Annotated in this window: 12 protein-coding genes; 2 read left to right on the forward strand and 10 right to left on the reverse strand. The window is 47.9% G+C overall.

Annotation, left to right across the window (positions count from 1 at the left end; all coding sequences use genetic code 11):
* From DDZ15_RS00005 to rpsL, 4 genes are all read right to left on the reverse strand, one after another.
* A partial coding sequence (locus DDZ15_RS00005; protein WP_242978818.1) for a GTP-binding protein occupies positions 1-124 on the reverse strand: 124 nt, incomplete at its 3' end.
* Between the two features lie 24 nt (positions 125-148).
* The gene (fusA, locus tag DDZ15_RS00010) at positions 149-2,293 is read right to left on the reverse strand and encodes an elongation factor G (protein ID WP_109643591.1); all 2,145 of its coding nucleotides are present in this window, start codon (positions 2,291-2,293) and stop codon (positions 149-151) included.
* 34 nt (positions 2,294-2,327) lie between these two features.
* Positions 2,328-2,795 (reverse strand): 30S ribosomal protein S7, encoded by a 468-nt coding sequence (rpsG, locus tag DDZ15_RS00015; RefSeq protein WP_109643593.1) that lies wholly within the window; start codon positions 2,793-2,795, stop codon positions 2,328-2,330.
* A gap of 25 nt (positions 2,796-2,820) precedes the next feature.
* Positions 2,821-3,195, reverse strand: coding sequence for a 30S ribosomal protein S12 (gene rpsL, locus DDZ15_RS00020; RefSeq protein ID WP_109643595.1), 375 nt, complete (start codon positions 3,193-3,195; stop codon positions 2,821-2,823).
* 190 nt (positions 3,196-3,385) lie between these two features.
* On the opposite strand from rpsL, the gene recG reads away from it, so the two are divergent.
* Complete coding sequence (recG, locus tag DDZ15_RS00025) at positions 3,386-5,452, forward strand: ATP-dependent DNA helicase RecG (RefSeq protein WP_109643597.1); 2,067 nt, start codon at positions 3,386-3,388, stop codon at positions 5,450-5,452.
* Positions 5,453-5,584: 132 nt separating this feature from the next.
* Here recG and DDZ15_RS00030 read toward each other — a convergent pair whose 3' ends face one another.
* Complete coding sequence (locus tag DDZ15_RS00030; RefSeq protein WP_109643599.1) at positions 5,585-8,131, reverse strand: zinc-dependent metalloprotease; 2,547 nt, start codon at positions 8,129-8,131, stop codon at positions 5,585-5,587.
* Between the two features lie 140 nt (positions 8,132-8,271).
* Positions 8,272-8,745 (reverse strand): EVE domain-containing protein, encoded by a 474-nt coding sequence (locus DDZ15_RS00035; protein WP_242978797.1) that lies wholly within the window; start codon positions 8,743-8,745, stop codon positions 8,272-8,274.
* Between the two features lie 140 nt (positions 8,746-8,885).
* Between DDZ15_RS00035 and DDZ15_RS00040 the strand changes: the two genes are divergently transcribed.
* On the forward strand, positions 8,886-9,476 hold the full coding sequence (locus DDZ15_RS00040) for a Dph6-related ATP pyrophosphatase (RefSeq protein ID WP_109643601.1): 591 nt from the start codon (positions 8,886-8,888) through the stop codon (positions 9,474-9,476).
* Positions 9,477-9,670: 194 nt separating this feature from the next.
* On the opposite strand, the gene rfbB is transcribed toward DDZ15_RS00040, so the two are convergent.
* Genes rfbB through DDZ15_RS00060 form a run of 4 tightly spaced genes read right to left on the reverse strand, consistent with a single transcriptional unit; the run spans position 9,671 to position 12,841 of the window.
* Positions 9,671-10,669: a dTDP-glucose 4,6-dehydratase gene (gene rfbB / locus DDZ15_RS00045; RefSeq protein WP_109643603.1), complete on the reverse strand. Its 999-nt coding sequence runs from the start codon at positions 10,667-10,669 to the stop codon at positions 9,671-9,673.
* A 48-nt stretch (positions 10,670-10,717) separates the two neighbouring features.
* Complete coding sequence (gene rfbC / locus DDZ15_RS00050; RefSeq protein WP_109643605.1) at positions 10,718-11,266, reverse strand: dTDP-4-dehydrorhamnose 3,5-epimerase; 549 nt, start codon at positions 11,264-11,266, stop codon at positions 10,718-10,720.
* Positions 11,256-12,131, reverse strand: coding sequence for a dTDP-4-dehydrorhamnose reductase (gene rfbD, locus DDZ15_RS00055; RefSeq protein ID WP_109643608.1), 876 nt, complete (start codon positions 12,129-12,131; stop codon positions 11,256-11,258). Before rfbD ends, rfbC begins: the two co-directional genes overlap by 11 nt.
* A complete protein-coding gene (locus DDZ15_RS00060) occupies positions 12,128-12,841 on the reverse strand; it encodes a sugar phosphate nucleotidyltransferase (protein ID WP_109643610.1) in 714 nt (237 codons plus the stop codon). Before DDZ15_RS00060 ends, rfbD begins: the two co-directional genes overlap by 4 nt.
* Between the last annotated feature and the right edge of the window lie 173 nt (positions 12,842-13,014).

The following is a 13,014-nucleotide window of genomic DNA, read 5'->3' on the forward strand; positions in this document are numbered from 1 at the left end:
CCCCGTAGGTCTTCGCCATTACATTAGTAATCGCTGCCGTTAACGTCGTCTTGCCGTGGTCTACGTGACCAATCGTACCGATGTTTACGTGCGGCTTGGTACGCTGAAATGTCTCTTTTGCCATGGTGTTGGTTGGTTAATTAGTGTATTAAGCTTGTTGTTCAATTATTTCCTGGGCCTTGGAATCGGGTACGGCGACATACTCTGAGAATTCCATAGCGTATGCGGCGCGTCCCTGTGTCAGAGACCGTAAGTCGGTTGAGTAGCCAAACATTTCGGATAGCGGCACCTGTGCTTTTACAACAGAGCCTTCCGCATTGTTGTCCATCTTCTGGATTATTCCGCGACGGCCGTTGATATCGCCAATTACATCTCCCATGTACTCCTCAGGAGTTGTTACTTCCACCGTCATTACAGGCTCAAGAAGCTCCGGAGCAGCTTTTTTTGCTGAATTCCTGAATGCCAGCCGGGCACACAGTTCGAAACTGAATGCATCCGAATCCACATCGTGATAGGAGCCGTCAAACAGACGCACGCCTATATTCTGTGCGGCGTAATTGGCCTGAATACCGTTTTTCATCGCTTCACGGAATCCTTTTTCCACAGAGGGGATATATTCTCTTGGAATATTACCGCCTACGATTTCATTGATAAATTTGAAACCCTCGCTGGCCGTTACCTTCTTGTCATCATCCGCATACTGCTCGAAATGATCAATTGGCGCGATCTCAAAAGCGATATCGGCAAATTTACCACGACCACCGGTTTGCTTCTTGTACACTTCCCTGTGTTCAATAGGCTGTGAAATAGTTTCACGATACGATACCTGTGGCTGACCTACATTAGCCTCCACTTTAAACTCTCGCTTCAGACGGTCGACAATAATTTCGAGGTGAAGCTCACCCATACCGGCAATTGTGGTCTGACCGGTTTCTTCGTCGGTTGTCACCTTAAATGTAGGATCTTCCTCTGCAAGTTTAACGAGTCCGTTGGTCAGTTTTTCAGCATCCGCTTTTGACTTGGGCTCAACCGCAAGCTTAATAACGGGCTCAGGGAAGGTGATCTTCTCAAGCAGAATCGGGCTGTCCACATCACAGAATGTATCGCCTGTATTTACCTGCTTCACACCCACTGCAGCGGCAATGTCGCCGGCACGTACTACGTCGATGTCTTTCTTATCGTTTGCGTGCATCTCCAGGATACGGCCAACGCGTTCGCGCTGACCCGTCGTGGCATTAAGAATGTATGATCCTTTCTCAAGTACTCCCGAGTAAACTCTGAAGAATGTGAGTTTACCGACGTAAGGATCGGTCATAATTTTAAATGCAAGAGCTGCAAAAGGCTCTTCCACGTCCGGATTACGCTTCATTTTCTTATCGGGATCGTTCGGATCCGTTCCGGTTACCGCTTCCACATCGAGCGGGCTCGGCAGGTACTCAATAACTTTATCGAGAAGAATCTGAACTCCTTTATTTTTCAGCGCAGTTCCGCACAGTACCGGGGTGATATCCCTTGCTAGCGTCGCTTTTCTGATAGCACCGTTAATCTCTTCTTCGCTGATCTCCTCTTCCATGAGGTATTTTTCCATCAACTCATCATCGTGATCAGCAATGGCTTCGAGCATGATTTTTCGATATTCCTCGGCTTTATCCTTCATCTCCCCGGGAATATCCACCACTTCATACTTGGCACCCAGCGACTCATCATCCCAGACAATACCGTCCATATTAATGAGGTCAACAACGCCCTTGAAGTTCTCTTCTGCTCCGATCGGGATCTGGATAGGAATCGGGTTGGCGCTGAGCTTGTTTCTCATTTGCTCAATTACATTATAGAAGTCGGCTCCCGTACGATCCATCTTGTTTACAAATGCCATCCTTGGCACATTGTACTTGTTCGCCTGACGCCAGACCGTTTCAGACTGAGGCTGAACAGCCCCAACTGAACAGAATACACCGATTGCACCGTCGAGCACACGCAGGGAACGCTCCACTTCAACTGTAAAGTCAACGTGACCGGGTGTATCTATAATGTTAATTCGGTGATCTTTCCAATGGCAATGAGTTGCCGCAGAAGTAATGGTAATTCCGCGTTCCTGCTCTTGCTCCATCCAGTCCATGGTAGCGGCGCCGTCATGCACCTCACCCATACGATGGCTTCGTCCGGTATAGAACAGAATACGTTCTGTAACAGTCGTTTTACCGGCATCAATATGCGCCATGATACCGATGTTCCGCGTCCTGCGGATGCGATCGATAATCTTCGGATCTGTTTTTGGCATTACTTCTGACATAATAACTGTGCTTTAAATAATTTCTTCGTTAAGCTTAGAATCTGAAATGGGCAAATGCCTTGTTGGCTTCGGCCATTCTGTGCGTTTCGTCTTTTTTACGGACAGCGCCGCCTTCATTTTTTGAAGCGTCAATAAGTTCACGGCTAAGGCGGATCGACATGGATTTATCGTTTCGCTGGCGTGAAGCGCGGATTATCCATCGCATACCCAGCGCGGTTCCCCGATCACTTCTCACTTCAACAGGAACCTGATAGGTTGCACCGCCCACCCGGCGGCTCCTAACTTCCACAACCGGTGTAGCATTATTCAACGCCGTACGGAACACCTCGATGGGCGCCTCACCGGTTTTTTCTTCAATTATTTCAAATGCCTGATATAAGATCTTTCGCGCTACGCCTTTTTTGCCGTCCCGCATCAAGTTATTCACGAACCGGGTAACCAATTTATCCTGGAAAATCGGATCCGGTTGTATTTCTCTTTTTTCTGCCTTTCTTCTGCGCATAGTATATAAAGGTTAAAAATCCTTGTTACCCTTTTGGTTTCTTGGTACCGTAGTGGCTCCGCCCCTGCTTGCGGTCGTCAACACCGGCTGTATCCAGGGTTCCGCGTACGATATGATATCGAACGCCCGGGAGATCTTTTACCCGGCCGCCGCGGATCAGCACAATACTGTGCTCCTGCAGATTATGGCCTTCACCGGGTATATAAGCCGTCACTTCCATACCGTTGGTAAGTCGAACCCTTGCCACTTTTCGCAGCGCTGAGTTTGGCTTCTTTGGAGTGGTTGTATAGACACGGGTACATACTCCCCGTTTTTGTGGGCAGTTTTGCAGAGCTGGAGCAGTTGTTTTGCTCGTCTTGCTTTTTCTACCTTTGCGTATGAGTTGTTGTATTGTAGGCACGGATTTACCTGTTTATTTTCGTAAAATCAAGAGCTCACTAAGATATGGATTTAACCTACACTAAAGCAAAATTTTCACTTCAATTTTTCTCTTTTACACGTAAATCCTTTTATTCATTTCAAAACTGAGGTTTCAGGCGTCAATTGTGACGCTTTATATATTTTAACTGATATAAATCAGTATATCACTATTGAAATTACTAGATCTTCATAATCTGAGCCGTAAACGCCTCGAAGCCTTGCAGGCATCCGGGATTGAATATCCTGAAGAGCTGCTGCTGCTTTTCCCAAGGCGCTATATCGACAAATCCAATATCGTCCCCATTGCCATGCTGCGCGAATCCGGTGAACCCGTAACTGTAGTGGGCAAGGTTATCTCAAAAAATGTAACCGGATTTCGCAGAAGCAAACGGCTTGAAGTGACCATCCGGGATCAAAGCGGTGCAATGAAAGCTGTTTTTTTTAAGGGATGGAAGTACTTCATTACCCAGTTCAAGGAAGATGAGTGGGTAGCCCTTTACGGAAAGGCAAAACAGTTTGGCAGATCCATGAGTATGGCCCACCCGGAAGTAGATCCCGTTCAGGATCCGGATAACCTTGAACAGTTTGAAACCCTCATTCCCATCTACCCCGGCAACAAGTACTTTTCCAAAGCTTACATCTCCAATTCGCTTATTAAAAGCTGGACAGACCAGATTCTCTCATCAACCAGGGTGGCCGAATGTCTCCCTGAAAAGATCCTGAAGCGGCACTCGTTTCCTGAAAGGCACCGGGCCTTTCAGACCATCCATCAACCGCGGAGCCGGAAAGAGTCTCAGGATGCCCTTTTGCGCTTCAAATATGAAGAGTTTTTTCTATTTGAACTCAGCATGGCAAAAGTTAAAAATATCCGAATTTCGAGAGCGGAAGGCACCGTTCTGAAACCGGGCACGCTTACAAAAGCTTTTTTTAATGAAATTCTCCCTTTTTCACTGACAGATGGCCAGAAAGATGCCTTGGGCGACATCAAAACAGATCTGCAGTCCGGCCTGCAGATGAATCGCCTGATCCAGGGTGATGTGGGAGCCGGAAAAACCGTTGTGGCCATCGGTTCGATGCTTATCGCAGTCGATAACGGCCTTCAGGCGGCACTCATGGCTCCAACCGAAATTCTTGCCGAACAGCACTATCAGACAATTCAAAAATATCTTGAACCCCTCGGCCTGAATTTCCGGCTGCTCACCGGCGGACAAAAAACCGCCCTGCGCAGAGACATTCTCACGGATATTGAGGGAGGTACGTGCCAGATTGTTGTGGGTACGCACGCCATTTTTCAGGAGGCTGTAAAGTTCCACAAACTGGGCCTTGCCGTGATTGACGAACAGCACCGGTTCGGTGTAAAGCAGCGAAACGAGATGCTGCTCAAAGGCGATCACCCCCACCTGCTGGTGATGTCGGCCACGCCTATCCCCCGTTCGCTGGCCATGACCATTTACAGTGATCTCGATATCTCAATCATCAAGGATATGCCAGCCGGGCGCAAACCGATCAAAACGGCCGTGCGAACTGACAAGGAGCGCGAAAATGTATACGATTTTCTGGAAGAGAGTATCCGTGCGGGCGATCAGGCCTATGTGGTTTTTCCGCTGATAGAGGAGTCGGAAGCGATGGACCTGAAAGACGCCACCATGGGATTCGAAAAGCTAAAGCGCCGGTTCCCTGAGTCCCATATCGATCTGCTTCACGGCAGGATGAAACCGGATGAGAAGGAGGGCATAATGAAACGGTTCGTGGAGGGAGAAACCCAGATATTGGTCTCTACCACCGTGATTGAGGTGGGAGTGGACGTACCAAACGCCTCCATCATGATCATTGAGCACGCAGAACGATTCGGGCTGTCGCAGCTGCATCAGCTGCGTGGCCGGATCGGTAGGGGCGGTAAGCAGAGCTACTGCATCCTGATGCCGGACACAAAACTGAGTAAAGACGGACGTTTCCGGCTTAAAAAGATGATCGATACCAGCGATGGTTTTGAAATAGCCGAGGCCGACCTGAAGCTTCGGGGCCCCGGCGACTTTCTTGGCACCAAGCAGAGCGGACTGCCCGAATTCAGGTATGCCGACATTGTAGAAGACCGGCTGCTGCTCGAACAGGCAAAAAATGACGCATGGAATATCATCAAAATTGATCCGGACCTTGAACTCCCTGAGCATCGGGAACTGAAAAAGGTGTTCGGGCCCTATTTTAAGGAGAGGGCTGAGTTCTTTGGGGTTGGGTAACCGCGGAGTCGCGGTTCAGATGGATACTCCCCGGAATCTTTTGATCATGAAGAGAGAAACATGTATGCTAATAAAAAAAGCCATTCCGGCAAAAAATCGGAATGGCTTTCAAAGTTTTAGGACTATTAAATTTTAGGATTCCATCGCTTTGTCTATCAGCAAATGGATATGAGCCGTGTGTGCACGGGTTTCGTTATTTGCCGCCCCCCTGGCTCCTGTCATCTCTTTGATTTGCTGCAGGTTGTAAAGCGCAGCCGACTTTGCAATCCTGTCATGGGCATCGCTTCCAAGTATACCGATCAATCGCTCGGTGTATGCAATCTGCAGGTTCTGCCTGAACGTATTCACGTTACTGTCCGCATCTTCCTCAAAGATGGCAGCGGTCAAATCTGCGGTCACATCAGCAACGGAATACTCATTTCCGTAGGTTCTGGAATCGGTTATGCGCTTCATTGTGGCCGGATGCATCAGATGATTCAGAACATTGGTTTGAGCTCCGAGAACCAAATCGTGAATTTTCGGGTCTTCCGTTGAAGAAAAGAAGTTAAATCCGCGGCGCTGTATCTGAAGGTAGCTGTACACGTCATGCGATGAACTATACGCTTCCGGTGCAAAAAGATATTCTGCCAGGTAGCTCATGGCCTCCTTCTGCTTTTCAGCCGGTACTGGCGTAAATGGTCTGGAACCTCCGTCCTGACCGATAAAAGCTCGATCACGATACACACCTCCTATCTGGCGGGATATAACTCCGGCCTGGGTGGCCCTGCGCCCCATCAGGGTAAAAAAGGCATTTCTTAGCTCCTGATATGACTGTCCCTCACGGGTTCCGTATTTCTCGACAAGTCCATTCTTTAATTCACCTGTCAGTTCGATCCTGTCTACGGCGTAAGCAACTGGATCACTTGACATATCATCAATCATCACACGGGGGTCAATTGCCTTGCCAGGTGAACGCATGTCATCGGCATCGTTTCCGAAAGCAAGTTCAGGTTCGGTTGACCTCGACAGTACGTCTTCCCTGTAATCTTCATCATCGAGTTCCGGGTTGTAACCAAATTCTATTGCCCAGATATCATAAGGACCCGGCTTGATATCATAGTACCGGCCCTGATTGCTGCGATCGCTGCTTACATTAACCGTTGAGTAATCCATTACCGAACCGGTCAGCCCAATGGTATTTGCAAGTTCTTCGCTGTGTATATCAGCGGGTGAATGAAGCGTACTTGCCTGCATATTATGACTTAGACCCAGCGTATGCCCCACTTCATGCAAAATCAGCATGGTAAGAGCTTCCTTTTGAAATTCGGAAAATTCCTCCTCCGGGGCGCCCATCACGTGAAGGGCACTCATTCCAAACTGGTTATTTTGTTGCATATGATGGCCAAACGTACAGTAGGATCCATTCATGGCTTCCCCCAGCCTCTCCCTCATGGCGATGTCGTCCGCAAAAATATCCTGCTCCCTCATTCGATTGGAGAAAAAGACCCACTCCAGCATCACATCCGCACCCAGTATTTGCCCGGTTCTCGGATTCACAAAACTGGGCCCGTACCCACCAAACGGGGGGATCGGAGAGGAAGTCCATCTGAGTACATTGTATCGGATATCGCCTGCTTCCCATTCGGCATCATCGGGCTGTACCTTAACCTCGATTGCATTTGTAAAGCCGGCGGCCTCAAAAGCTTCATTCCACGCAAGGGTTGCCTCCTTTATTGTTTCCCGGAATTCGAGAGGGGTGGTGTTTTCAATCCACCAGACAATCGGCTCCACCGGATCAGACAGTTCAGCTTCTGGATTTTGCTTCACCAAATGCCACCTGTGAATCAGGTCGCGATAGGGCGTTGCATCCGTACTGACCTGATCATCCGTTTCCGTCATGAAATACCCGACACGCGGATCATCATATCTGGAACGGTAGTCATTCTCAGGCATTTCAATAAAGCTGTGCTGAAAGCGGATGGTCACAAACCGGTTATCCGTAACGGCATCGCTTGTGGCGCCCATTGAGAACGGTGAGTCGTACACGTACTCCACAACGACATCTGTATTCTCGGGATAACTTCTGATCTCAGAATATTTGGTTTTTTCCCTGCTGAGGCTGCCCAGCGAAAAAGATCCCGGTCGCTGAGCCGGGCTCGGGCTTGGTTTAATCTGGTTGAAATTTTCCGATAAAAATATGGCATTACCGTCAATCAGCATGATACCGTTCTCTTTATCTTCGGCCTCAATTTTTGCAGAGACTAAGGTGGCCTCGGATATATTGGCTTCCGCTGCCCTGCTCAACGGACTATCCTCATCGAAATAGTAATTTGTGTTCTGAGCTACAAACTCAATCCGGTCATAATATTTACGCACCTTAAACACTTTATTGTCGCGGTAAGCGCCCCTGAAATGACCGGCTTCAAGAACCCCATCCTGTGACAGACCAAAATAGATGTACTCTTTATCGAGCTGATCTTCTTTAATAGCCAGTTTAGTTGAGCCGTTTGTGGTGTCCTGATAAACCGTGAACAGCCCTTCGTAGGCAATGGACTTCTCTATGGCTTTTTCAAATTCGGATGTTCCTTTTTCAGAAGTTTCCTGCTGAGCGGAAGCGGCATTTTGTGTTGTAGAACAGGCAACTGTGAATAACAGCCCACATGCTATTAATCCATACCTGAATAAAATCCTAGTATTCATAAACAATTAACTTTTATACAGAGGTTATTAATGGGTGAAAAACTAAACAGAGAGGCAAACCCCGAACGAACTTTTCCAGTAAAATCCGCTACTGAATCTCATTCGGATATTATAGCGCGAAAGTTTCAGTGCTTCAACAATTATCCTTCCTTCACTCCCGCCAGTTCCAGAATTCTCCTGTACTCCTCTTCGGTTACTTCCGTGATGGAGAGTCTTTTTCGCTTGAAGAGCTGCATCTCCAGCAGGTCGTCGTGCTCCTTCAGCTCATCACGGGTAACCGGATTGTCGAACTTGCGGATGAACTTAACGTCCACCAATTGCCAGCGCGGATCGCTTTCACTGCTTTTTTCGTCAAAGTATTTACTGTCGGGGTCAAACTGCAGAGGATCCGGATACGGCTCGGTGCATACTTCCATCTCACCCACGATAGCAGGAGGCTTTACGTTCGAGTGGTAGAAAAAGGCACGGTCGCCTACGTTCATGCGGTCTCTCATGATGTTACGCGCTTCGTAGTTGCGAACCCCGCTCCAGTGGATTTGTCCGTCGCGTTCCAGATCATCTATGCTGTACGCATAGGGTTCGGATTTCATCAGCCAGTACTGTTTTTTACTCATCAATAAATAGGGTTTATATTCATGGTTTGATTACCGCAGAAGCGCTGAGGACGCGGAGTACTATTTTTTCATGCTCGCTTCTCGCTTCAGCGATACAACCAACGTGTTATATATTTTTTGCATTCCAAGGAATTTAACGGATGACCGAAATCAATCAAATACCAAAAAGGGACCTGTTATTCTGGAGCGGCGGAAAGGATGCTTTTCTGGCTCTACGCTATTACAAGGATGAATATAAAACCGATCCGCTTCTGATCACCACATATGATGATGAGAGCAGACTGGTTCCTCACCAGCAAATACCGATTGAGAGAATCAGGCGGCAGGCTGCCGCGCTGAGTCTGATCCACTTCGCTGTACCCATCTCATATCCAGCAGATAATGACACCTATTTGAATGCTTTAAAAAATGCCTTTCAGGCAATTCCATATCAAATCGAAAGGCTGATATTCGGCGATCTGCACCTGAAGGATATCCGTAAATGGAGGGAGGAGCAGTTTCATGCCTTGGGGTATAACACTGCATTTCCCATCTGGGCTAAATCTGTTGACGAGCTGATTGACAGGCTTGAGAAAGAACCGGTAACCATTCGGGTGTCGGCGGTGATGCAGTCCTGCCGTGAGCATATAGCCCCCGGAGATCTGTATAACCGTGATTATGCTTACTCACTCCCTGACCATATCGACCCGATGGGTGAGAATGGGGAGTTTCATACCGAAGTGGTTTTTTGATGTATAATAAATCCCTTTGCGTCCCTCTGAGGCCTTTGCGGTTTAACCTTTTGTGCACTGTACTTCTCAAATACCCGTGAACATAGGCTTAACATAACTCATCAATTAGCTTCTGCATGTCTGGCCAGGTCAACAATCCGACGAACTACGCGCCCCGAAGTCTCGGGGTGCCAAAAGACGCAAAGACAATGCCTTCAACTGTACCGATCAATGTACCACTTTACGGTTTGGGTGAGCAGCTCATCGAAGTTTTTTGAGGGCGCCCAGTTGAGTTCCTCTTTGATTTTAGATATATCCACCGAGTAGCGATAATCGTGTCCGGGACGATCGGTAACGAATGAAATCAGGCTCTTGTAATCGCCGTCGGGTCCCTCTCCCTTTTCGCGATTCAGTATCTCACAGATATGCCTCACAAGCTCGATGTTTTTCCATTCGTTCTCGCCTCCGATATTGTAATGCCCTCCAGCGGCACCTTCAAAAAACACGGTCACGAGTGCGCGGCAGTGGTCATCGACATGCAGCCAGTCGCGAACATTGTCACCTTTTCCGTACACAGGAATAGGTTGATGGGCCAGGGCTTTTCGTATCACTGTGGGGATAAGTTTCTCATCGTGCTGATGCCGCCCGTAGTTATTGGAGCAGTTTGTAATCACCGTGTTCAACCCATAGGTGTGGTAATACGACCTTACAAGCATATCACTCCCGGCCTTTGTGGCTGAGTAGGGTGAGTTCGGTGCATACGGTGTATCCTCACTGAAAGCTCCCTCATCGTCCAGCGTACCGTACACCTCATCCGTGGAGACATGAAGAAACCGCTTCACCTTATTGTCATTGACCTCATCAAACCAAAGCTGACGGCACTCCTCCAGAATGTTGAACGTACCCACTACATTTGAGAGAACGAACGGCTCGGGCCCCAGTATGGAGTTGTCAACATGCGATTCTGCTGCCAGGTGAAAAACTCCATCGGGCTGCCAGGATTTCACCACATCCTTCACCCGGTTGCGGTCTGTGAGGTCCAGCTTCTTAAAGTGATAGCGCCTTGAATTCTTAAGCGGACTCAGAAAGTTTATGTCCGAAGCATAGGTCAGCTTGTCAATATTCAGGATTTCTATATCCGGATAGGTATCGTGAATATGCAAAATCAGATTTGACCCTATAAATCCGGCTCCCCCGGTTACAATCAGTTTCATAACGGATACGCACTTTTATTTTGTTATCTCTTTTTACCCCTAAAGCACTCAGAATAAGTCTTTAGTATCCATATCATCAATGTATGGCAGATTCCTGTCTTTTTCCGATAAAATCGGTTCATTCACCTGCCAGTCGATATTCAGCGCTGGATCGTCCCATCTAACACCGCGTTCAAGTTGTTTGTTGTAATAGGTATTGCACTTGTAATAAACCGCCGCTTCGTTTGAAAGCACTGAAAATCCATGAGCGAAGCCGGAGGGTATCAGCACCATGTGCCTGTTTTCGGCGCTTAACACTGCAGAGTAATATTGCCCGAACGTGGGGGAGCTTTCTCTCATGTCGACTGCTACATCAAGGATTTCTCCATGAACCACCATCACCAATTTAATCTGCGAAGCAGGCGGAAGCTGATAGTGCAGTCCTCGGATAACTCCCTTTTTTGAAACAGACAGATTATCCTGAACAAATTCATAATCAAGGCCCTGGGTTTTGAGCCACTCCTGACGGAAAGTTTCCAGAAATAAGCCGCGATTATCTTTATAAATATCCGGCTTAACGAGCAGAATGTTTTTTAACGGCGCCGGTTCAATCTTCATAGGTTTCCTTTTTTAACTCCAGCAATTTACGCAGACCATCCTTCCACTGAAGGGGTATAAGTCCTTCAGAACGTATTTTTTCCGTTGCAAGCAGTGAAAATGCTGGGCGGACGGCTGCAGTGGGATACTCTGCGGTTGTCACTCTTATAACACCCGTATCCATATTCAGCTGTTCAAAAATTTCTTCGGCAAAATCGGCCCATGAAACAACCCCTGTACAGCTAACATGGAATGTCCCTGTTCTTTCCTTTTCAAGTAATGTCATGGTTTTATCAACCACATCAAAGGTAAAAGACGGTGAACCGATCTGATCGTCAACTACGCTCAACTCTTCCCGCTCGTTGCCCAGTCTGATCATCGTGTTTACAAAATTGGTACCTGATGCACTGCAGAGCCATGATACGCGTACTAAAAGCCACTTGGCTTCTGACTTTTCAAGTTCCTGCTCCCCTGCAAGCTTCGAGTCGCCATAGCGGTTAACGGGTGCCCGGTTTGCAGTCTCGGGATATCCCTTCGGATATTTACTGCGGTCTTCCGCTTTGCCCGGAAAAACGTAGTCTGTGCTGTAGTGAACCAGCATAATGTCATTTTCGGCGCAGGCATCTGACAGATGTCTCACCCCGTCACGGTTCGCCCGAAATGCCGCTTCAGGTTCCGACTCAGCCTGATCCACCGCAGTGTACGCCGCGCAATTGACTACAACATCGGGTCTTTTCGCCTCCAGCATACTCATTACACACTCCGGATCTGTGATGTCCATCTCGGATGATGTGAGGGCAATCGCTTTATGCCCTTCCGCCGCAGCTAAAAATTTAGCCCACTCACTGCCCAGCTGGCCACCAGCACCAGTTATCAGAAATTTCATTTTCCGACTGATTTGAAGATCAGATCGTTCGCCGCCCGGTAGGATTCATGCGTGCCCGCATCGGTCCACCACCCCTCCAGTTCCGACCATACCATATTTCCCTCATGGATGTAGTAATTGTTTACCTCGGTGATCTCAAGCTCTCCTCTGTTTGAGGGTTCCAGGTTTTTAATAATCTCAAACACGGTAGAATCGTACATGTAAATTCCTGTAACAGCAAATTCAGAGCCGGGCTGATCCGGTTTTTCCTCAATGGAGACGATTTTTTCACCATCCAGCACCGGCACGCCAAAGCGCCCCGGATCGGGTACTTTTTTGATCAGTATCTGCGCACCGCTTCCCGGGTAGTTACTCAGAGCCTGGCCAATCCCGGCTTCAAAAATATTATCACCCAATATGACCGTCATCGGCTCTGTTCCCGCAAAGTTCTGCGCCAGTCCGAGCGCCTGAGCTATACCTCCGGCCTCATCCTGAACCTTGTAGGTAAAACGGCAGCCGAATTCACTCCCCGAACCAAGCAGGTTCACCACATCTCCCATGTGCTCGGTGCCTGTAACAATCAGTATTTCATCAATTCCCGCTCCCGTAAGCTTTTCAATGGGGTAGTAGATCATCGGCTTGAAACCTATGGGAAGAAGATGTTTATTGGTTACTTTGGTGAGCGGATACAGCCGTGAGCCTGTTCCACCTGCTAGAATAATTCCTTTCATAGTTAATTATTAAAAATTTATCACTTACTAAATTACCGAAAGCCGTAATAAAAGTGCTCCGGAAGCGTCCTTAAATCGATTCTAATTCCCTAATAGAGTACATAATGATTATTTTAAGATAAATAAAAAATCAACACTACCATTTGCTTCACCTCCGCTTCAGGTGAAAAATA

This window comes from Rhodohalobacter mucosus (genome assembly GCF_003150675.1).
In the GTDB taxonomy this organism is placed as follows: domain Bacteria; phylum Bacteroidota; class Rhodothermia; order Balneolales; family Balneolaceae; genus Rhodohalobacter; species Rhodohalobacter mucosus.

What these genes read in the sequence shown, in the direction of transcription:
- fusA (WP_109643591.1), bottom strand. Translation starts at nt 2,293, where the DNA reads ATGTCAGAAGTAATGCCAAAAACAGATCCGAAGATTATCGATCGCATC.
- rpsG (WP_109643593.1), bottom strand. Translation starts at nt 2,795, where the DNA reads ATGCGCAGAAGAAAGGCAGAAAAAAGAGAAATACAACCGGATCCGATT.
- DDZ15_RS00030 (WP_109643599.1), bottom strand. Translation starts at nt 8,131, where the DNA reads ATGAATACTAGGATTTTATTCAGGTATGGATTAATAGCATGTGGGCTG.
- DDZ15_RS00035 (WP_242978797.1), bottom strand. Translation starts at nt 8,745, where the DNA reads ATGAGTAAAAAACAGTACTGGCTGATGAAATCCGAACCCTATGCGTAC.
- DDZ15_RS00040 (WP_109643601.1), top strand. Translation starts at nt 8,886, where the DNA reads ATGACCGAAATCAATCAAATACCAAAAAGGGACCTGTTATTCTGGAGC.
- rfbB (WP_109643603.1), bottom strand. Translation starts at nt 10,669, where the DNA reads ATGAAACTGATTGTAACCGGGGGAGCCGGATTTATAGGGTCAAATCTG.
- rfbC (WP_109643605.1), bottom strand. Translation starts at nt 11,266, where the DNA reads ATGAAGATTGAACCGGCGCCGTTAAAAAACATTCTGCTCGTTAAGCCG.
- rfbD (WP_109643608.1), bottom strand. Translation starts at nt 12,131, where the DNA reads ATGAAATTTCTGATAACTGGTGCTGGTGGCCAGCTGGGCAGTGAGTGG.
- DDZ15_RS00060 (WP_109643610.1), bottom strand. Translation starts at nt 12,841, where the DNA reads ATGAAAGGAATTATTCTAGCAGGTGGAACAGGCTCACGGCTGTATCCG.